General features: G+C 63.5%; 18 protein-coding genes. 14 read left to right on the top strand and 4 right to left on the bottom strand.

The features are described from left to right. Positions 1 to 3: 3 nt before the first annotated feature. The 7 genes from NKJ64_RS12010 (at position 4) to NKJ64_RS11980 (ending at position 6,886) form a co-directional block, all read left to right on the top strand. Positions 4 to 873, top strand: coding sequence for an ABC transporter permease (locus tag NKJ64_RS12010; RefSeq protein WP_023690767.1), 870 nt, complete (start codon positions 4 to 6; stop codon positions 871 to 873). After that, positions 873 to 1,661 carry an ABC transporter permease gene (locus tag NKJ64_RS12005; protein WP_352462621.1) on the top strand — a complete coding sequence of 263 codons (789 nt, stop codon included), beginning with the start codon at positions 873 to 875 and terminating at the stop codon, positions 1,659 to 1,661. Before NKJ64_RS12010 ends, NKJ64_RS12005 begins: the two co-directional genes overlap by 1 nt. Further along, positions 1,661 to 2,725, top strand: a complete 1,065-nt coding sequence (locus tag NKJ64_RS12000; protein ID WP_352462620.1) for an ABC transporter ATP-binding protein — start codon at positions 1,661 to 1,663, stop codon at positions 2,723 to 2,725. Before NKJ64_RS12005 ends, NKJ64_RS12000 begins: the two co-directional genes overlap by 1 nt. Positions 2,726 to 2,828: 103 nt before the next feature. Then, positions 2,829 to 3,917, top strand: coding sequence for a Gfo/Idh/MocA family protein (locus tag NKJ64_RS11995; RefSeq protein WP_352462619.1), 1,089 nt, complete (start codon positions 2,829 to 2,831; stop codon positions 3,915 to 3,917). Positions 3,918 to 3,971: 54 nt separating this feature from the next. Then, complete coding sequence (locus tag NKJ64_RS11990; RefSeq protein WP_023705643.1) at positions 3,972 to 4,886, top strand: sugar phosphate isomerase/epimerase family protein; 915 nt, start codon at positions 3,972 to 3,974, stop codon at positions 4,884 to 4,886. A 16-nt stretch (positions 4,887 to 4,902) separates the two neighbouring features. Next, positions 4,903 to 5,997: a fatty acid desaturase family protein gene (locus NKJ64_RS11985; RefSeq protein ID WP_023736018.1), complete on the top strand. Its 1,095-nt coding sequence runs from the start codon at positions 4,903 to 4,905 to the stop codon at positions 5,995 to 5,997. An 85-nt stretch (positions 5,998 to 6,082) separates the two neighbouring features. After that, positions 6,083 to 6,886, top strand: coding sequence for a 3-methyl-2-oxobutanoate hydroxymethyltransferase (locus NKJ64_RS11980; protein WP_023682254.1), 804 nt, complete (start codon positions 6,083 to 6,085; stop codon positions 6,884 to 6,886). Here NKJ64_RS11980 and NKJ64_RS11975 read toward each other — a convergent pair whose 3' ends face one another. Both NKJ64_RS11975 and NKJ64_RS11970 read right to left on the bottom strand, forming a co-directional pair. Beyond that, a complete protein-coding gene (locus NKJ64_RS11975; RefSeq protein WP_352462617.1) occupies positions 6,887 to 8,395 on the bottom strand; it encodes an HAL/PAL/TAL family ammonia-lyase in 1,509 nt (502 codons plus the stop codon). Beyond that, positions 8,392 to 9,393, bottom strand: coding sequence for an ornithine cyclodeaminase family protein (locus tag NKJ64_RS11970; protein WP_023829197.1), 1,002 nt, complete (start codon positions 9,391 to 9,393; stop codon positions 8,392 to 8,394). Before NKJ64_RS11970 ends, NKJ64_RS11975 begins: the two co-directional genes overlap by 4 nt. A 109-nt stretch (positions 9,394 to 9,502) precedes the next feature. Here NKJ64_RS11970 and NKJ64_RS11965 point away from each other — a divergent pair, with 109 nt between their 5' ends. From NKJ64_RS11965 to NKJ64_RS11935, 7 genes are all read left to right on the top strand, one after another. Beyond that, the gene (locus NKJ64_RS11965) at positions 9,503 to 10,936 is read left to right on the top strand and encodes a DHA2 family efflux MFS transporter permease subunit (protein WP_023696221.1); all 1,434 of its coding nucleotides are present in this window, start codon (positions 9,503 to 9,505) and stop codon (positions 10,934 to 10,936) included. A 272-nt stretch (positions 10,937 to 11,208) separates the two neighbouring features. Continuing rightward, the gene (locus tag NKJ64_RS11960; RefSeq protein WP_023668176.1) at positions 11,209 to 12,195 is read left to right on the top strand and encodes an ABC transporter permease; all 987 of its coding nucleotides are present in this window, start codon (positions 11,209 to 11,211) and stop codon (positions 12,193 to 12,195) included. A 59-nt stretch (positions 12,196 to 12,254) separates the two neighbouring features. Then, entirely contained in the window at positions 12,255 to 13,280 is a 1,026-nt protein-coding gene (locus NKJ64_RS11955) for a sugar ABC transporter substrate-binding protein (protein WP_023668177.1), read from the top strand. 78 nt (positions 13,281 to 13,358) lie between these two features. After that, complete coding sequence (locus NKJ64_RS11950) at positions 13,359 to 15,482, top strand: ABC transporter permease (protein WP_023690776.1); 2,124 nt, start codon at positions 13,359 to 13,361, stop codon at positions 15,480 to 15,482. Next, positions 15,479 to 16,528, top strand: a complete 1,050-nt coding sequence (locus tag NKJ64_RS11945; protein ID WP_023729421.1) for an SMP-30/gluconolactonase/LRE family protein — start codon at positions 15,479 to 15,481, stop codon at positions 16,526 to 16,528. The genes NKJ64_RS11950 and NKJ64_RS11945 overlap by 4 nt, the downstream gene beginning before the upstream one ends. Then, complete coding sequence (locus NKJ64_RS11940; RefSeq protein WP_023714820.1) at positions 16,528 to 18,024, top strand: sugar ABC transporter ATP-binding protein; 1,497 nt, start codon at positions 16,528 to 16,530, stop codon at positions 18,022 to 18,024. The genes NKJ64_RS11945 and NKJ64_RS11940 overlap by 1 nt, the downstream gene beginning before the upstream one ends. 248 nt (positions 18,025 to 18,272) lie before the next feature. Beyond that, on the top strand, positions 18,273 to 18,680 hold the full coding sequence (locus NKJ64_RS11935; protein ID WP_023725431.1) for a carboxymuconolactone decarboxylase family protein: 408 nt from the start codon (positions 18,273 to 18,275) through the stop codon (positions 18,678 to 18,680). A 45-nt stretch (positions 18,681 to 18,725) separates the two neighbouring features. Here NKJ64_RS11935 and NKJ64_RS11930 read toward each other — a convergent pair whose 3' ends face one another. Beyond that, on the bottom strand, positions 18,726 to 19,613 hold the full coding sequence (locus NKJ64_RS11930) for an amidohydrolase family protein (RefSeq protein ID WP_352462727.1): 888 nt from the start codon (positions 19,611 to 19,613) through the stop codon (positions 18,726 to 18,728). Beyond that, a complete protein-coding gene (locus NKJ64_RS11925; protein WP_352462615.1) occupies positions 19,613 to 20,749 on the bottom strand; it encodes a vWA domain-containing protein in 1,137 nt (378 codons plus the stop codon). The genes NKJ64_RS11930 and NKJ64_RS11925 overlap by 1 nt, the downstream gene beginning before the upstream one ends. Between the last annotated feature and the right edge of the window lie 257 nt (positions 20,750 to 21,006).

Below are 21,006 nucleotides of genomic sequence, written 5' to 3'. Positions count from 1 at the left end.
ATCATGGCAGTACAGGGTGCGGTCGCGTCGCGCAGCGGGCTGAGATCGGCCCTGCCGCTGCTGGCGCCGGCCTATCTCTGGCTGACGGTGGCGATCTTCCTGCCGCTCTCGGCCATGGTATTCTTCTCCTTCATGACCGACCTGCCGCTGTCGGGAAAGCCGTGGGCGTTCACCCTTGGCAATTACGCCGCCTTCTTCTCGCAGAGCCTGTACCTGACGCTGCTGCTGGCTTCGCTTCGGCTCGGCCTTGAGGTGACGCTCTGGTGCGTCGTCATCGGCTATCCCGCGGCCTATGTGCTGGCCAAGGTGCTGAAGGGGCGCAGCCGCGAGGCGATCTTCCTGCTGGTCATCTTGCCGTTCTGGTCGAACGGGCTGGTGCGCATCTTCTCCTGGGCGATGGTGCTGCGCGAGGGCGGCATCCTCGACACGGCGCTCAACGCCGTGCTGCCGTTCAAGATCAACATCGATCTGATGTATTCCTACCCCGCAGTCATCATCGGCCTGGTGCACTCCTACGTGCCCTATATGGTGCTGACCTGTTACCTCACTTTGCAGGCCATCGATGACTCGCTGATCGAGGCCGGACGTTCGCTCGGCGCCTCGCGGCTGCAGGTGCTGAAGCGGGTGATCATCCCGCTGTCGATGCCCGGCCTAGTGGCAGGTGCGGCACTGATCTTCGTGCCGGTCGTCGGCTCGTTCATGGAGCCGCGCATCCTCGGCGGCCGCACCGGCACGTTCTACGGCACGGTGATCGAGGACCAGTTCGTCGCCGTCTTCAACTGGCCGCTGGGGGCGGCGCTTTCCTTCATCCTGCTGGCGGTGGTGCTGGTGATCTTGGCGGTTGCCTCGCCGGTGCTGCGGAGGGCTGCTTGATGATGACGACCCGCATCCTCGAAGGACTAGGCCGCTTCTACATCGGACTGCTGCTCGCCTTCCTCTATCTGCCGATCATCATCATGGCGCTGATGTCGTTCAACGTCTCGCCCTTCTACCAATTGCCGTTCGAATGGACGACGGAATGGTATGCCTCGCTCTGGCAGAACGACCAGCTGATCGCGGCCACCTGGAACAGCCTCGAGATCGCGGTCATCACCACGCTCATCTGTGTGGTGCTTGGCTCGGCCGCTTCGCTGGCGCTGTTCCGCTACGACTTCCGCGGCAAGAAGGTGCTGCAGGCGCTGCTGTTTCCGCCGATCGCCATTCCGTGGCTGATCACCGGCACGGCGATGCTGATCTTCTTCTTCGGCGTCGGCATTGGCCGCGGCCTGTTCGCCATCCTGCTCGGCCATGTCGCGCTGGCGCTGCCCTATGTCATCGTCGTCGTCTCGGCGCGGCTGCAGACCTTTGCGCCGGAGCTGGAAGAGGCGGCGCGCTCGCTCGGCGCCAACCAGTGGCAAGTGACGAGGCGTGTGACGCTGCCGTGGATCATGCCCGGCGTCATTGCCGGCGGCTTGTTCGCATTTGCCGTGTCGTTCGACCAGTTCGTCGTCTCCTACTTCCTGGCGACGCCGGGCCAGACGACGCTGCCGGTCGAAATCTACGCCGCGATCCGCAAGGGGTTCACGCCCGAGATCAACGCGGTCTCGACCATCATCATCGTCGTGTCGATGGCGCTGATGCTGCTCACGGCGCGCTTCTTCAAATTCGGCGGAGAGAAATAATGGCCGGCGTGCAGGTATCGAACGTCTCCCGCAGTTTTGGCGCGCACAAGGCGCTGGACGACGTCTCCATCGATTTCGCCGATGGCGGCTTTTATGCGTTGCTCGGCCCATCGGGCAGCGGCAAGACCACGCTGCTTCGCCAGATCGCCGGCTTCGACTTTCCCGACTCCGGCCGCATCGCCATTGGCGGCGAGAGCGTCGAACGGGTGCCGGTCGAAAAGCGGCGCATCGGCATGGTGTTCCAGAACTATGCGCTGTTTCCCAATATGAGCGTCGCCGATAATGTCGCCTTCGGCCTGTCGGTGCGCGGCGAAACGAAAGCGACGATCGCCGCCGAAGTGCAGCGCGCGCTCGATCTCGTCCAACTCGGCAAGCTCGGCGAGCGCCGGCCGCACCAGCTCTCCGGTGGCCAACGCCAGCGTGTGGCGCTGGCGCGCGCCATCGTCACCAAGCCGCGAGTGCTGCTGCTCGACGAGCCGCTCGGCGCGCTCGACAAGGCGCTGCGCGTCGACATGCAGATCGAGCTGAAGCGCATCCAGCGCGAGATCGGCATCACCACCATCTTCGTCACCCACGACCAGGAAGAGGCGCTGACGATGAGCGACCGCATCGGCATCCTGCGCGACGGCAGGCTCGTGCAGGAGGGGCCGCCGGAGGAGATCTACGACCGCCCAAAGAGCGAGTTTGCTGCCACCTTCCTTGGCGACGCAAACATTTTTCGTGGCGATGCGACCGGCGACGGCATCCGCCTGCTTGACGGCACGGCGATCGTTGCCGGCGTAGGCGACAGGCTTGCCGCCGGCACAAAGGCCAGCTGCGCCGTGCGCCCCGAACGCATTCGCATCGCCACCGATGCCGAGGCATCGAGCGGCAATGCCAACACGCTGAAGGGGCAAGTCTCCAAGCGCATCTTCGCCGGCAACAACAGCACCTATTTCGTCGAGCGCGCCGGCCAGACGTTGAAAGTCATCGTCCAGAATACCGGCAGTGACCGGCTGGCCGAGGGCCAGAATGTAATGCTCAGCTGGTCGCCGGAAAGCACCGTGCTGATTCCCGCAAACTAGTTCGCACCGTCACCCCGGCATGGTTCTGATGGGAATTGATGGAGCGGACCTTGGCTGATGGGCCGGCCATGGCGTTATATCCTGTCGTCCAAGGGAGGAATGGATGGCAGGCCAGGGTTTCGAGCCGGATGTGAGGGTTCGCACCAGCGAATACCGGATCGGTTGCATCGGCGCCGGCATGATCATGGCCGAATGCCATCTTGCCGCCTATGCGCAGGCCGGTTTCCCAGTCGTCGCCATCGCTTCGCGCACCAAGGCCAGCGCCGAGAAGGTAGCTGCACGCTGGAGCATTCCGACCGTCCACGACACGCCGGAACAACTGATCGAGAATCCCGAGATTGAGATCGTCGACCTTGCCTTCCCGCCCGACCAGCAGCCGGCGCTGATCCGCCATGCGCTGAAGCAGCCTCACATCAAGGCGATCCTGGCGCAGAAGCCACTGGCGCTGTCGGTCGATGAAGCCGTGAAACTGCGCGACGAAGCCGCAAAGTCCGGCAAGATCCTCTCGGTCAACCAGAACATGCGCTACGACCAGTCGATGCGCGTCCTGAAGCAGATCATCGACAGCGGCGCGCTGGGCGACATCGTCTTTGCGCAGATCGACATGCATGCGATCCCGCACTGGCAGACCTTCCTTCAGGACTACGACCGGCTGACGCTGGCCAATATGAGCGTGCATCATCTCGACGTGCTGCGCTTCCTGTTCGGCGATCCCTCGGAAATCACCACTCTGACACGCAAGGACCCGCGCACGACATTCGAGCATAGCGACGGCATCACCGTCTCGACGCTGCGCTTTCCCTCCGGCGTGCTCGCCGTGTCGCTGGAGGATGTCTGGTGCGGACCGCGCCAGGAGGGCTATCTGGACGACCAGCACATCAACTGGCGCGTCGACGGCACCAAGGGTGTCGCCAAAGGCACGATCGGCTGGCCGAAAGGCGTGGCCTCGACGCTGACTTATGCGTCGACCGAGACGACGGATGGCAAGTGGGTCAGCCCGAGCTGGGACACGATGTGGTTCCCGCATGCCTTCATCGGCGTGATGGAGCAATTGCAGCATGCGGTAGAGACAGGCGCGCCGCCGGCGCTCTCCGTCGCCGACAACGTCAAGACGATGGCACTGGTCGAGGCCGGCTATCGCTCGATGGCGCAAGGCCGCACCGTCAAACTGTCCGAGATATCGATCGACTGAACATGCCGCCGAATAGTGTGGCGGCTGAATCGCTTACCGGGAGGAGTTCACATCATGATGCAGGCAGGTATCTTCACCGGCTATTTCCCCTATGAGCTCGCGGAGGCCGCCCGCCGCATCCGTGCACTCGGCTTCAACACAGTGCAGCTCGACATGCATTTCAGGGATGTCGATCTCACGGCCGGGCAGATCACCGGGGACAAGGCGAGGACAGTGCGCGACACGTTTCGCGACCACAATCTGCCGGTCTGCTGCATCTCGGGCTACACCAACATCATCCATCCCGACAAATCCGAGCGCGAGAAGCGCGTCGGCTATCTCAAGGAAATCATCCGCAATGCGCGCGACTTCGGCTCGCCCTACGTGATCTCGGAGACCGGCACCTACAACACCGAATCCGACTGGGTGCATCATCCCAAAAACAAGACCGAGGAAGGCTTCGAGGAATGCCGCAAGGTGATCTCGGATCTTGCCCAGACGGCTTACGACCATGGCGCGGTGTTCCTGCTCGAAACCTATGTCAACAATGTCGTCGGTTCGGTCGAGGAGACGGTCAAAATGTTCGCGCAGGTCGACCATCCGGGCCTCGGCCTGCTGATGGATCCGACCAATTATTTCGAGGCGCACAATATCGACCGCATGGACCAGGTGCTGAACCAGGTGTTCGACACGCTGGCCGACAAGATCCGCATCGCGCACGCCAAGGACGTCAAGCGCTCAGGCAGCGACAAGACCGAGAAGCATGCCGATATCGGCGACGCGGACGCGCATGAGGGGCTGACCTTCCGCGGCGTCGGCGAGATCGAGCTGCCGGCGCCCGGGCTGGGATCGCTGAATTACGATCTCTATCTGCAGCGGCTCAGTGAGAAGCACCCGAACATCCCTGTTATCATCGAGCATCTGACCGAGGACGACGTGCCGCGGGCGAAAACATTTCTCGACGGGAAGTTCCGCGCCAACGGGCTTTGAGGTAGGCGAGACGGTGATGGCGACGGCGGCCAAGACAAAGCGCGATTACGGCCTGGTCGGCGAAAGCACCCGCCGGGCGATCGAGACCGGGCTGGCCTCGGCCGAGTGGTATCACACCGACGTGCCGCGCAAGGCAATGAAGGAAATGATGCAGCGCTCCGACGGGCCGGCGATCCGCGATACAGTGATTTGGATCGCAGCCATCCTGGGCTCGGCCGCCGGCATCGTGTGGTTCTGGGGCACGTGGTGGGTGGTGCCGTTCCTGCTCGTCTATGGCGTGCTCTATGGATCGTCGAGCGATTCGCGCTGGCACGAATGCGGCCATGGCACCGCCTTCCGCACACGCTGGATGAACGATGCGATCTACGAAATCGCCAGCTTCATGGTGGTGCGCAATCCGGTGCAATGGCGCTGGAGCCATGCGCGGCATCACACCGACACGATCATCGTCGGCCGTGACGCCGAGATCGCGGTAATGCGGCCGCCAAATCTGGTCAAGGCGGCGCTTGCCTTCACCGGCATTCTCGATTTCCGTTATTCGCTGCCGATCCTGGCGCGCCAGGCGTTGGGCAAGCTGTCGGACGACGAAAAGAGCTACATTCCTGAGACCGAACAGGGCAAGGCCATCACGGCGGCGCGCTGGCATGTCGCCGTGTACGTTGCGACGATCGCCCTCGCGATCGCGCTGGGTTCATGGCTGCCGCTGGTGCTGATCGGCCTGCCGCGTTTTTATGGCAGCTGGCACATGGTTCTGACCGGCCTGCTGCAGCATATCGGGTTGGCCGACAATGTCGTCGACCACCGGCTGAACACGCGCACCGTCTACATGAACCCGGTCAGCCGCTTCATCTACTGGAACATGAATTACCACGTCGAGCATCACATGTTTCCGATGGTGCCCTACCATGCGCTGCCGAGGCTGCACGAGCTGGTCAAGCACGACCTGCCGGCGGCGAACCCGTCCATGTGGCATGCCTATCGCGAGGTCTGGCCGGTGCTGCTGAAGCAGCTGCGGTACGAGGATTATTTCCTCAAGCGCGAATTGCCGCCGACGGCGCGGCCCTATCGCGGTGAATTTCACGAGCTCGATATGTCGGCGGCGGCCGAGTAGCGAATAAACCACCCGCCTTCTATCCGGCCTGTTACGGGGCCGGTAAGGTGACCGGGAAAAGCAACCAGCAAACAGGGACATCCCGATGAGCCGAAAGAGACCGACCGTCGCCGATCTGCGCGCCATGAAGGGCAAGCGCCAGCTGACCATGCTGCGCGTCCTGACCATGGACGAGGCCGAGGCCGCCGAGCGGGCAGGGGTCGACATCGTCTCGGTGCCGCCGGAACTGGTGCTCAACCCTGAGTATCGCGATGCGGCGCCTAGCCTGTTCACCATGCCGGGCGAGAACTTCTATGAAATAGGCACGGCGGACGATTTCCTGCGCTGGGCGTTCCGGCTCTACAAGGCCGGAGCCGACGCCGTTTATTGCAGCGCCGGTTTCGCCACCGTGAAGCGGCTCGCCGACGACGCGATCCCCGTCATCGGCCATGTCGGCCTCATTCCGTCCCGCGCCACCTGGACCGGCGGCTTCAAGGCCGTCGGCAAGACCGCCGACACCGCCATGCAGATTTTTGAGGCGGTCAAGCAGTATGAGGCCGTTGGAGCTCTCGGCGCCGAGATCGAAGTGGTGCCGATCGAGGTGGCGAAGGCGATCTCGGAACGGACCTCGCTGATCATGCTGTCGATGGGTGCGGGCACCGGCTGCGACGCGCAATATCTGTTTGCCGACGATATTCTTGGCCAGAACCGGGGCCACATGCCGCGCCATTCCAAGGTCTACCGCAACTTCGCCGCCGAGTACGATCGTCTGCAGGCGGAACGCGTCGCGGCGTTTTCCGAGTACGTTGCCGACGTCGATAGCGGCGCCTATCCGGAAGACAGGCATGTCGTGCGCATGGATCCGGCCGAGCTCAGCCTGTTCATGAAACGGGTGGACGCAAAGGGCTGACTACTCGGCCTCCTTGCCGATCATCGCTGCACCTTGCCATGTTCCGTCGGCGAGCATGGCATGGAGTACCTCGGCATCCGTTCCCAGCGGCCGGTCCTCCCTCAGCATCGCCACATGCGCGCGCACCGCAGCATGGATCGCTGCGGTGCCGGGCGCCAGCTTGAGGCTATCGCGCAGATCGACGGCTTGCGCGGCGGCCATCAGTTCGAAGGCGATCAGCCGGCGCCATAGCGCGATCATTTCGGCGCATTTCGACACCGCCAGAGGGGTCTGCGTCGCATGGTCCTCGACGCCTTCGGACACGGGAAGGAAATCCAGCATCACCGGATTGGCCTTGTGGCGGATGCCGGCCAGGATTGCCGTTGCCGTCTTTTGCAGCGGCACGAAACCGGCCGAGGCGCCGCCGACCGGCGACAAATATTTCGGCAGGCCGTTGCGGCCGGAGCCGGCGAGCTGGATGAAGCGGGCAACGCTTGCCGCGGCACATTGCGCGATCGCCAGGCCGAGCGTCTCGAAGGCAAGCGCCAGCGATGCGGTGTGGAAATTGCCGGTCGACAGAACCAGCCCGTCATCGCCCAGCACCAGCGGATTGTCGGCGGCGGCATTGAGTTCGATCTCCAGCGCCAGCCGCGCCTGATCGATCGCCTGGATCAATGCACCATGGATCGACGGCATGCAGCGGATCGACAACGGGTCCTGCAAGGTGGTCGGCGCCGGCTCCTCGTCACGGGCAAGCAGGTCGCGCAGGCCCTTGGCCGCGAGTTGCTGGCAGGCTGCCGGCCGCGCCAGATGCAGGCGCGGATCGAGGATGGTGCGGTTGGCGCCAAACCCTTCCATGGTCAGCGCGCCGGCCTGCTGCTGTTGCGCAAAGGCCGACAGCGCGTCGGCCAGTACCAACGCGCCAGTGCCGGCTGATACCGCCGAGGCGTTGATCAGCGACAGGCCGTCTTTCGGCGCCAGGCTGATCGGAGCCAACCGCGCCATCATCAACGCCTTGGCCGCCGGCATGCGCCGACCCTGATAGTCAGCTTCGCCGTCGCCGGTCAGCAGACGGGCGAGCGCCGCCATCAGCACGAGATCGCCGGCGCCGATCGAGCCCAACTGCGGCATTACCGGATGCACGCCTGCATTGAGCGCATCGACAAGGGCGGTGAAAGCCGCCGGCGAAATGCCGGAGCCGCCGACTGCCAGCATCGCTGCGCGCGCAAGCATGGTCGCCCGCACCGCCTCTTGGGGCAACGGTTCGCCGACAGCGCCGCTTCGCCCTTCCAGCAACTGGCGCTGGAAGGCGCTGGCATCGCCCTCGACCGATGTGCCGAGATTGGCGCCGAGCCCGGTGTTGAGCCCATAGATTTGCTGACCGGACGCGGCGACCTGATCGAGCACTTTTCGCGCTTTGTCGAGCCTCTCGATGACTGTCGGTTCAACCTCGACCTTGCGGCCGCCGCGGGCGACCTGCGCAACGTCCTCGACGCTGACGCCGGCGCCGGTGAGGACGAGCGCGCTCATGCGAAGCGCAGCCTCTGGCCGATGCCTTTATCAGCAGCCTTGGCCAGCATCGCCTTGCCCAGCGCAATGTCGGACAGCGACAGGCCGCGATGCCAGAACAGGATCGTCTCGTCGTCGCTCTGGCGTCCCGGCTTGAGACCGGCAGCGATCTGGCCGAGCTCGGCGTGCAGCGTCGCTTCGCCCAGCCGCCCGGTCTCGACATGGGCGCGCAGCGAGCCGAACTTGCCGCCTTTGCACTGGCCCCAGTCGTCGACGACCATTTTCTGCATGATGTCGGTCAATGACAGCTCCACCGCGCTCATCGTACCATAGGGCACGACCAGCGCACCGGGCTTGATCCATTCGGTCTTGAGCAGCGGCTGCGGCTCCGGCAGCCGCGAGGCCTCGACGACGATGTCGGCGCCCTTGACGCAGCTCTCCCAGTCGGCAACCGCGGTAACTTTCTTGCCGAGATCGGCCGAGAGTTTGGCAGCGAAGCCGTCGCGGCTTTTCGGGCGGCGCGAATGAACGCGGATCTCGTCGAAGTCGAAGAGATGGTCGAGCAGGCGGACATTCCAATAGGCGGTGCCACGTGCGCCGATATGGGCCAGCACCTTGGAGTTCTTGCGCGCCAGATGTTTGGCGCCGATAGCGGTGACGGCGCCGGTGCGCATGTCGGTGATGACGGTGGCGTCGAGAATGGCGCGCGGCGTGCCGGTGCGCGGATCGAACAGGTTTAGAATGCCAAATTCTGAAGGGAGCCCGTGCAGATAATTGTCGACATAGTCGCCGACGATTTTCACGCCCGCCGTATCGAGCGGCGCAACGTAGCCGCGCAGAACGTTGAAATGGCCATGGAAGGAAGGGTCGGGTTCAAGATGGACGCGCGGCTCGATCACCGTCTGGCCATTGCCTTGCGCGATAAGCCCGGCTTCGACAGCGGCAATGATTTCGCCGTCGGTCATCTCCAGGGCTTCGATATCTAGGGCATTGAGGTAGTCGATATAGATAGGCTTCATGCAATGTCCTTGGCCGCCCGCCCATCCATAACAGGCTGCGAGCCGACACGGAAGTTTGTTGGATAAGCTCTGGACGGGGCCAGCCATATGCTGTTCAACGCGGTTCGCTATGACTGCCGTTCCCGACACCGAGGCCTCCGCCGCAACCGCCAGCAATGCGCGGCGCGTGGCGTTGATCGTTGCCATCGCGTTTTTCATGCAGCTGCTGGATTCGACGATCATCTCGACCTCGCTGCCGCAGATGGGACAATCCTTCGGCGTGACGGCGGTGGCGATGAGCATCGGCATCACCGCCTACATGCTGACCATGGCGGTGTTCGTGCCGCTGTCGGGCTGGCTTGCCGACCGCTTCGGCGCGCGCAACATCTTCCTGCTGGCGATTGTGCTGTTCACGCTGGCCTCGCTGGCCTGCGGCTTCTCGCAAAATCTGCCTCAGTTCGTTGCCGCCCGTGTCGTGCAAGGCCTGGGCAGCGCGCTGATGACGCCGGTCGGGCGCATTCTGGTGCTGCGCAATGCGTCGAAGTCGGAGCTGCTCAACGCCACGGCGCTGATCACCTGGCCGGCGTTGTTTGCGCCCGTGGTCGGGCCGGTGCTTGGCGGCTTCATCACAACCTATCTCTCCTGGCACTGGAATTTCTTCATCAACATCCCGCTTGGGCTGGTCGGGCTGGCGCTGGTCGCGCGCTTCATTCCGGGCGACCGCGCGGCCGATCCCAAGCCGCTGGATTGGCCGGGGTTTTTCCTCACGTCGCTGGGGCTCGCGCTGCTGCTCTACGGCCTTGAGCGCATCGCACATCCGGAAGACGGCGCTTTGCCCGCCGTGCTGCTGATTGCCGCCGGCATCGTCATCGGCTGGCTGGCGGTGCGGCATCTCCGGCGCGCGCCGCATCCGCTGCTCGATCTCAGCGCGTTCAGGGTGCAGACCTTCGCCATCTCGACGCTTGCCGCCGGCACCATTTTTCGCGTGGCGATCAACGCCACGCCGTTCCTTTTGCCGCTGCTGTTTCAGGTCGGCTTTGGCCTTTCGCCGGTCGATGCCGGCTTGATGATCCTGGCCTACTTCCTCGGCAATCTCGGCATGAAGACGGTGACGACGCCGACGCTGCGGCGCTTTGGTTTTCGCACGGTCATGGTCGTCAACGGCCTGATCGCCTCGGCCTCGATCATGGCCTGCGCGGCGATCTCGCCGGAGACGCCGCAGGCGCTGGTGGTAGCGCTGATGCTGATCGCCGGCCTGACGCGCTCGATGCAGTTCACAGCGCTGAATACTCTGGCCTTCGCCGATATCGATGCGGCGCAGCGCAGCTCGGCGGCAACTTTGTCGTCCATGCTGCAGCAGATGTCGATGCTGTTCGGCGTAGCGGTGGCGGCTGCCATTCTGAACCTGTCGCAGATCGTCAGGCACCGGCCGGCGCTCGACCTCGTCGATTTTCGCATCGCCTTCCTGGTCATCGGCGCCATCGGGCTGGCGGCGGCGTTGCGGTTCCTCGTGCTGCCGCCCGGTGCAGGCGCCGAAGTTTCAGGCCACACGTCCAGGACCTGAATTCGCGATTTTCGCCGCTCAGGCGGCAATTAATTCCGCCTTGTGCTTTCGCCTCAGAACGGCACCTTCGCGCATACGCGCAATGGTGCAACCAAATGCCAAAAGCGCAGCCTTTTCCTAGGATTGCGCCAGTTCTAGCAATCGGTGCGTCCACTGGAAGATTATCACTGCCAACGGGTGTTCCGAGCGCGGATTCATTTGACGAAGCGGCGCCGAGCCGATTAGCTTTCTTCGGAAGGGGTGGCAGAGCTGCCATCGGGGCGAATGCAGACATGAACACGATTGGCTGGCCAAATGTCAGGAGCCTGAATCAGGAAGGCATTGTCTTTGCCATCGCCGTGGTGCTGTTCGTCGCCGCTGCCATTGGGCTGCCTGGTTTCATCGCTGCCAACAATCTCGTTGCCATCGTCCGCTCGGTGTCGGTGCTGGGCATTTTGGCGCTCGGCATGGCGGTCGTCATAATCGGCAGGGGCATCGACCTGTCGGCGGTGGCGATCATGGCGATGTCGGTCGCCTGGTATCTGCAATTGCTCAACGCCGGAACGCCTGATGGGCTCGCCTTCGCCTATGTGCTGGCAGGCGTGCTCGCCATCGGCCTGCTCAACGGTTTTCTCGTCGCCTATGCCGACGTGCCGGCGATCTTCGTGACGCTGGCGACCGGCTCCTTCGTCTTCGGCTATGTCCGCTCGCAACTGATCACGCAGGATGCGGTGCCGGTGCCTCAGGGCCATTGGGTGGAGTTGCTCGGCGGCCTGCGTTTCCTCGACATTCCGATCGAAGTGTTCGTCTTCGCCGGGCTCGCCTTCCTGTTCTTCCTGTTCCTGCGCTACACCAAATGGGGCCGCTACATCTATTTCGCCGGCGACAATCCGGTCGCCGCGCGCAACATCGGCATTCCGGTGCGGCCAATGCTGGTGCTGCGTTATGTGGTTTCGGCCTTCGTCGCGCTGATCGCCGGCCTGCTGACGGCGTCGAGCCTGCACTCGATCAACACCCGCGTCGTCAACTCGACGCTGCTCTATGACATCGTGCTGGTGGCGGTGATCGGCGGCATCGGCCTGTCCGGCGGGCGGGGCGGAGTGCGCAATGTGCTGGTGGGCGCTGCACTTATCGGCATCCTGTCGAACGCGATGACCATCATCGACATTCCGCTGCTCTATCAAAACCTGATCAAGGCGGCGATCCTGCTCGGAGCCATCATCGTCGACGGCATCATCAATCCGCGCGACGAACAGACCGCGCAGCAGGGCGACATCTAAGGGGTACCCGACGGGTCATGCGGACCGGCCGGCAATAAGTGAAAAACAGAGGATGTGACATGAAACTGATCAGAACACTGATGGCGGCCGCCACGGCGCTGGCCGCTACCGCCTTCGTCGCGCCGACCTTCGCCGCCGACGATCCGGGCCCGGCCGCATACGCGCAGGCGCTCAAGGGCAAGCGCGTCATGCTGGTGCCGCTGGCGATGGGCTTCGACCTTGCGCAGGGCTGGTCGCACTATCTGAAGACGGAAGTCGAGGCCTGGGGCGGCACCTTCGAAACACGCGATCCGAACTGGGTCGTCGATGCCGGCGCACAGGCGATCACCGACGCGATCTCGTCCGACACAAGGCCGGACGTGCTGATCATCCATGCGCCGGATCTCAACTCCTATTCCAAGCTGATGAAGAAGGCGCAGGCTGCCGGAACCTACGTCATACTGGTCGACAATCCCGCCAACTTCCCGGCCGACGCCTTTGTCGGCAGTGACTGGGACCGGCTCGGCCAACTCGAGGCCGAAGCGGCGATCAAGGGCTGCGGCGAGAATTCGTCGAAGAAGATCGGCCTTGTGCAGGGTGATCAGGCCAACTCGTCCAGTCTCTACCAGTATGCCGGCATCATGAAGGTGCTGGAGAAGCACCCCGACTTCAAGGTCGTGGCCAAGCCCGACTCCAACTGGGATCCGACGACGTCGCGCAACGTGACGACGACAATGCTGCAGCAGAACCCGGACATCTGCTCTATCATCGACTTCTGGGATGGCGACGCCACCGGCGCATCCGCCGCCATCCGCGACGCCAAGCTCGACGGCAAGGTGTTTTTGGTCACCACCGGCGGCGGCGAAAAGGCGGCCGATTGCGACAAGCTGCAGGACGGCACCTATGGCGCCGTTGTCATGACAGACCTTGCCCGCCAGTCCGGCGACATGAACGCTATCATCAAGTTCCTGCTGCAGAGCGGCCAGCCGGCCGGCACGTCGCACACCTACATCTACACGCTGGAGAAGGCTACGACCAAAGCCGACCTCAAGCCCGACAGCTGCTGGGACCTGAAGGCGCTGCAGGCCGAAGCGGCGGCGAAGTAAGCCGCGCTTTTCGACTGAAATAAACGAGGTGACTGGACAATCCGGTCACATCGTTCCCTCATGGAATAGCAGCCGCCGATGTCCTTTCGCGAACGCCTCCAGTCCTGGCGCTACAATCTCGTGCCCGACCATCTGGTCGGCGAGATCCTGACAAAACGCTGGACCGACAACGCCATTCCGTTCCTGGCGCTGGTGGCGACGCTCAGCGTGTTCGGCTCGATCATTCCCGGCTTCTTCAAGCTGACCTCGCTGCAGGAATCGACCCGCCAGCTCGGCGAGTTCTCGATGGTGGTCACCGGCATGACGGTGGTGATGCTGGGCGGCGGCATCGACCTGTCCGTCGGCTCGATCTTCGCGCTGTCCTGTTTCTCCGCCGTCTATGTCTTCTTCATTCTCGAACAGTCTATCTGGCTGGCGCTGGCGGCATCGCTCGCCACCGGCCTGATCTTCGGCGCCGTCAACGGCTACCTCGTCGGCTACCTCAGGCTGCGCGCCTTCCTCACCACCCTGGTGACGTTCATCTTCGGCCGGGCGCTGTTCGATATTCTCGTCACCACCTATGCCGCCGACGTGCAGCTTTCCCAGGCGACATCCGATGTGCTCGACTTCATCGGCGACAGCACCTTCTGGGGGCTTTCGGTCTCGGTGTGGCTGGCGATCATTCTTGCCATCGTCACCCATATCGCGCTGACGCGCTCACGGCCGGGCTGGCATGTGCTGGCGGTCGGCGGATCCAGGCGCTCGGCGCACAATGCCGGCATTCGCGTGCGTCGCACCGTGTTCATGACCTATGTCTTTTCCGGCTTCTGCGCCTCGATCGGCGGCTTCCTGATCGCTTGCCGCCTGAGTGGGGCAGGGCCGGGCACCGGCCTCAACCTTGAGATCATGGCGCTGACGGCGGCGGTGGTCGGCGGCGTCAGCCTGGGTGGTGGCCGCGGCTCGGTCATCAAGGGGCTGATGGGCGCCATCATCGTGCTGACCATGACCAACGGGCTGATCCGGCTGGGCTATGGCACCGGCACCAACCAGATGGTGCTGGGCATCATGCTGGCGGTGGCGGTGACGATCGACATCCGCTGGCTGAAGAACCGCCATAAGGTGCTCAACGAAGTCTATGTCGCGCCGGTCTATCTCAAGATGGGCGAGACACAGTCTGCGGTGCCGGGCTCAGGCACGCCCTACGCGCTCGACAACCGGCTGTCGGCGGCCGACCATATCGGGCTCGGCGAGTTGGAAGGGCCGGAAGACGTCATCCTCGACCGCGACGATCACCTCTATTGCGGCACGCGCCATGGCGAGATCGTCCGCTTCTTCGCGCCGGACTATATGAAATCGGAGGTGTTTGCCCATATCGGCGGCTTTCCGCTGGGCCTGGCCTTCGACAAATCGGGCAATCTGATCAGCTGCGTCGGCGCCATGGGGCTCTATTCCGTCTCGCCGGATCGGGATGTGAAACGCCTGTCGGCGGAGACGTCGCGTTCCTGGACCTCGATCGTCGACGATGCGCGGCTGCGCGACCCCAACGATTGCGACATCGCGCCGGACGGGCGGATCTATTTCACTGACTCCACCAAGCGCTATGACGCCCACGATTGGGCGCTGGACTCGATCGAGAACCGCGCCACCGGCCGGCTGCTGGTTTATGACCCGAAGGACGGTTCGACGAAGACACTGCTCGACGGCTACCGCTACACCAATGGCGTGTGCATGGCGCATGACGGGAAGTCGCTGTTCTTCGCTGAGAGCTGGGCCTGCCGTGTGCATCGATACTGGCTGGAAGGGCCGAAAGCAGGCACCGCCGAATGCGTCATCCGCGACATGCCGGGCTATCCCGACAACATCAACCGGGCGTCGGACGGCAATTACTGGATGGCATGGCTCGGCATGCGCACGCCGAGCTTCGACCTGTCGCTGCGCCATCCCGATATGCGCAAGCGCATGACGCGCCGGCTGCCGCAGGACGAGTGGCTGTTCCCCAACATCAACACCGGCGGCGTGGTGAAATTCAACGACAAGGGCGGCATTGTCGAGGCGATGGGCGACCTTACCGGCGGCGCGCATCCGATGGTCACCTCGATGCGCGAGCACAAGGGTTTCCTGTTCGTCGGCGGCATCCTTAACAACCGCATCGGCCGCTACAAGATTGCGGGCGCCGACCCGAACTGGACCAGTTCCGCTTCTTATTGGGGAGCGAAGCCATGATCCTCGATCCTGTGCTCGACCTGTTTCGTGGCAAGGCGGTGACCATCCCACCGCTCGACGGTGCCTTCCGTCCCAACACGCGGCTGGACGAGGCGCCAGTGTTCGCCGATTTGACGGAGCCCGACAATCTTCTGGTTGCCGATGGCCGGCTGCTCGTTTCCAGCGGCAATGCGGTATATTCGCTTGCCGCAGGGGTGGAGCCGAAGGTTGTCGGGACCTTTCCTTCCCCCATCACGGCGCTGGCTCTATCACTGTCGGGCGAACTGACGGTGGGGTTGGAAAGCGGCAAGCTGCTGGTTGCCGGCAAGGAGGTTTCGCTGCCGGCCGGCGTCAGCTGCATCACCGCGCTTGCCTATGCAGACGACGGCACGTTGTGGCTGGCCAATGGCTCGGCTGAGCACACGCCGTCGCAATGGGCCGCCGACCTGATGAAGAAGGGCGCGTCCGGTTCGCTTTGGAGGCGGGACGCGGCCGCCGCCGAGTTCCGCAAAGTGGCCGGCGATATCGCCTTTCCCTACGGGCTGCATCCCATTGGGCGGGATGTGCTGGTCAGCGAAAGCTGGCGCCATCAGCTCGTTCGCTTCGATGGTGCGACCGGTAGCCGCTCGACCGTGCTGACGCATCTGCCCGGCTATCCCGCGCGCCTCGCGCCGGCCGGCGATGGCGGCGCGTGGCTGGCTCTGTTCGCGCCACGCAACCGGCTGATCGAATTCGTTCTCCAGGAAACCCACTATCGGCGCGACATGCTAGACCAGGTGGCGCCGGCCTACTGGATCGCGCCGGCTTTGGCCTCCAATCGCAGCTTCCTCGAACCGCTGCAATGCGGCGGCATCCGCACCATGGGCATCCACAAGCCCTGGTCGCCGAGCCGCTCCTATGGGCTGGTGGTCAGGCTCGATCAGAACATGCAGCCGCAATTCAGCCTGCACAGCCGCGCCGACGGCACGCGCCATGGCATCTGCAGCGTGGCGGAAACGGACGGCCGCCTGTTCATCGCCTCCAGGGGCGGCGATTGCGTGCTGGCCATCGACGCAGGAGGTCTCTGATGGAACCGATCGTGCGCCTGGAAAATGTCACCAAGAACTATCGCGGCGTGCCCGCGGTCAGACAAGTCAGCTTCGAACTGCGCAAGGGCGAAATCCACGCGCTGCTCGGCGAGAACGGCGCCGGCAAATCCACGCTGACCAAGATCATCGCCGGCGTCGTCGACGCCACCTCAGGCAAGATGTTCCACAAAGGCCGCGAGATCGCTTATGCGTCGCCGCATGCGGCGCTCGAGGCCGGCATCGCCATGGTGTTCCAGGAGACCAGCCTGGTGCCGTCGATGACGGTGGCGCAAAACCTCTATCTCGGCACCGAAAAATTCCTCAACCGGCTGCGCGGCACCTACATTTCGGCGCAGCAGTTTTTGCAGTCGCTGAACTTTCCGGTCGACCCCAACGCCATGGTGGCGACGCTGGGCGCGGCCAAGCGTCAGATGGTCGAGATCGCGCGCGCCGTTCACCACAATGCCGAGATCATCATCTTCGACGAGCCGACGGCGACGCTGACGCCGGAGGAGAAGCGGCACTTCTTCGCGCTGATCCGGCGGCTGAAGGCGAACGGCGTCTCGATCGTCTTCATCAGCCATGCATTGGAAGAGGCGCTGATGATCGCCGACCGCATCACAATCCTGCGCGATGGCGAGCTGGTCATAACCGACGACACATCGGCCTTCGATCGCGACAAGATCGTCGCCGCCATGGTCGGGCGTACACTGTCGGGACAGATCTATCGCCAGCGCGACGAGGCCAGGCTGCGCAAGGCCGGCAAGAAGGTGCTGTCGGTGCAGGACATTTCGATGAGCAATGTCGTGCGCAACACCTCCTTCTCGATCTTCGAGGGACAGATCACCGGCGTGTTCGGGCTGATCGGCTCCGGCCGCACCGAGACCTTCAAGATCGTCTCCGGCATCTACAAGCGCGATTTTTTGCGCGGTGGCGCGATTGAACTCGACGACAGGCCGGTGCGCTATCTCGTGCCCAGTGAGGCGGTCGCCGACGGCATCGTCTATGTTACCGAGGACCGCAAGAGCGAGGGCATTTTCGAGACGATGGGCATCGCCGAGAACCTGTTCGGCGGGCTGCTGGCGGCGGGCCGCGAAAAGGCCTGGGTGATCAACCAGCAGGAGATGCGCACGCTTTCCGCTGAATGGACGAAGACGCTGAACATCAAGGCGATCAACGACAATGCCCGCGTGGTCGAGCTTTCCGGCGGCAACCAGCAAAAGGTGGTGATCGGCAAGGGGCTGGTGCAGCAGCCGCGTATCGTGATCTTCGACGAGCCGACGCGCGGCGTCGATGTTGGCGCCATCGCCGAGATCCACCAGATCATCAACCGGCTGGCCGACGAGGGATTGGCCGTCGTCGTTATCTCGTCCTACCTGCCGGAAATCATGAACCTGTCGGACCGGATTCTGGTGTGCCGGCAGGGCCGTATGGTCGAGGAGTTTTCGCCCGCCGAGGCGACGGAGGAGAAGATCATGTATGCGGCGGTTCATTAGGTTTCTGGTCGGTGTTTGAGGGTGCGCATAGGTCGCCAATTGGCGAAGGCCTCAGCGCCTTCGTCATCCTCGGGTCTCCGCGACGGCGCTTCGCGCCTGCTTCGCCCGTGAATGACGAAGCTGAGATGCTTCGGCCAATCGCCATGGTTCTGTCAGCATCAAAAACTGAATCGGAATAGCCGGTTAGCCGCCCTTGCTCGAGACCTGATTCAACCACCTGATCCACCGATTCAACGAAAGGAAACGCCATGGCCGCCACAAAACTCCTCAGCGATGCTGAGGTCGAAAAAATCCCGGTTGCGAAGGCTGTGTTCGATGACATCCGCGCGACGCGCAAATCGGATTTCGTCAACAATTTCTGGCGTGGGCTCGCCAACGATCCGGCCTTGCTGAAACGGACATGGGACCAGGTGAAGGTGGTGATGGCCACGGAGAGCGCCATCGACCCGCTGACCAAGGAAATGATCTATATCGCGGTGTCGACCGCCAATGGCTGCTCCTACTGCGTCCACTCGCATACGGCAGCTGCCCGCGCCAAAGGCATGACCGATGCGCAGCATGGCGAGATGGTGTCGATCATCGGGCTGGCCGGGCAGACCAACCATCTGGTGACTGCGATGCAGATTCCGGTCGATCCTGAGTTTGAAGTGAAGTGAGGGGCGGCTTTCGCTTCTCCCCTGTGGGAGAATGGAAAGCGTGCGCTATGCCGGTCTGTAAACCTTCTCTGCTGTATTCCAAAAGATATCCGCTTCCGCCACCGGACCGTGCTTCGCCACGGCTGCACGATGCGCCTTGATCAGTTCGGCGTGGCTGGTCCAGAGCTTCTCTATCGGGAAGTTGGAGCCGAACATCAGGTGGTCAGCGCCCAGAATGTCGATCGCATTGTCGACGATGTAGGCAATCAACGCCGGATCGTTGCGGTGGGCGAAGGTGCCGAGGCCCGACAGCTTGGCGTAGAAGTTCGGCGCTGTTGATAGCGTACTCAGGCCGGCTTTCCAGGCCTCGGTGGTTTCCGGCTCCATGCCGGTCAGCATGCCGGCATGGGTGAGGATGAAGTTGATCTGCGGGTTCTCGCCGACCAGCGTCAGCCCGTCCTTCATCTGGGCAGGGAAAAGCTGCAGGTCGAAGGACAGGCCATAGTCTTTAAGCCGCGCGACATTGGCCCGCACCTTGGGGTCGATGACCTGATCGGCCGAGGCAGCGAAGCGGAAGGCCGGCGTCTCGTGCCAGTGTAACTGCATGCGCACGCCGCGCAGCAGCGGGTACTTTTTCAATCGATCGATCTGGGGCCGGACATCGTCGACAGTCATATCGGTATAGCCGACGATAGCGTGCGGCCAGCCGGTCTCGTCGGCAGTCTTCTGCAGGAAGGCGACTTCTTTTTCGAAATCCTCCTTGGCCCAGTTGGTCTGGACATAGACGGCCTTCTCGACACCTGCGCCTTGCTGATCGGCGAGAAATTCCTCGATCGGATAGTCGCGGCGAATCGGCTCGTAGGGGCCAAAAATGCGCGGCACCATCGGGCCGAACAGCCAGGGCTGGTCCTGCTGGCGCCAGATGTGGAAATGCGCGTCGATGGCTTTCTGCATCACGATACCCTTTTCCAGATTGCCGACGCCGCCGGGGCAGGGCGGGCGAGCGACAGGATGAAATCGGTGAGACTCCCGAGCGAAGAGCCGTCGATGAGATCGTCGAGATCGGGCAAGATGGCGCGCAAAGCCGCCGTTGCCGGCTGGAAGCGCGGATCGCCGGCCAAAGGTGTGGCCAGCGACAGGCGAAAGGCGCGGGCGCTCAGGCGGCGTATCGCGGTCTCTAGATCGGCATGGTCGCCGCGCTCCAGCGCGTCCGACAGGATGATCACAGCGGCACCGCGCGCGAAGGCCGATAACCGCGGCACCGAGAGGAAGGCGAGCAGGGTCGGTCCCATGCGCGTGCCGCCGTCCCAGTCGTCGACGAGTGCCGCCGCTCGGGCGAGAGCCTGGTCGCGATCGCGGATACGCAGTGCGGATGTGATGCGGGTGAGCCGAGTGCCGAAGGTGAAGATTTCGGCACGGTCAGCGCCTTGTACGGCGGCGTGCGCCAATTTGAGATAATCCGATGTGTGCAGCTTCATCGAGCCGGAGACGTCGATGAGGATCAGCAGCTTGCGCGGCACCGTCTGGCGGCGGCGGAGCTGCGGCGAGGGGATATCGCCATCGGCGCTGACGATTTCCCTGAGCGAGCGGCGCAGGTCGAGCTTGCCGCGCGAATGGGTGCGCACGGTGCGGAATGAGCGGCGCGCGGGGAGGGCAGCCGACAGCTTGCGGCGAAAGGCGGTCAGCCTGTCATCGTCGCGCTGAAAATCGCGCGTGCTCAGTTGCTCCAGGCCCGACGACAGCTCGCCGCCTTTCTCCTGGCGCGTCGTCTGTTTCTCCTCCTGGCGCGTGCCGTGATCGTCCTTGATGCGGGTTTCCTCGTCTTCCTCGCCTTCGATCGAGGGTTGGCCATCGCCATGGAAGTGATTGCGAAAATGCGCCTCGAATTCGCCGCGGCGATCGGGCGGGGGGGCAAGCGTTGCGAGCGCCGCCTCGCGGATGTCGGCCATGGAGCGCGGGCCGAGCAGGGTTATGGCCTGCATGAAGCTGGAGACCTGCTCGGCGGCGACGGCAAAGGCGTGGCGGCGCAGCAGCCGGGCGAAGTCGAGGAAGGGCGCGGAGGCGAGAGGAAGGGTTCCCTGACGCATCATTCCTTCGCGCCCCCCTCTGTCCTGCCGGACATCTCCCCCACAAGGGGGGAGATCAGCAGCTTTGGCGCTTCGGTTCTTTCTGCGCCGCTGGAGATTGGCGAAAGCCAGGATGACGGCTGATCTCCCCCCTTGTGGGGGAGATGTCCGGCAGGACAGAGGGGGGCGCTGTCCCGCCAGCGTTGCAGAGTGCCCAGGTGAGGCCACCTCGCTATGAACGAGCTGTTGACCTCACACGTCACCCCAGCGCCTCCTCGACA

The organism is Mesorhizobium sp. M0062, assembly GCF_040323125.1.
GTDB lineage: Bacteria > Pseudomonadota > Alphaproteobacteria > Rhizobiales > Rhizobiaceae > Mesorhizobium.
Note: the sequence above shows the minus strand (reverse complement) of the source record. Positions and strands in the feature narration are given on the sequence as shown.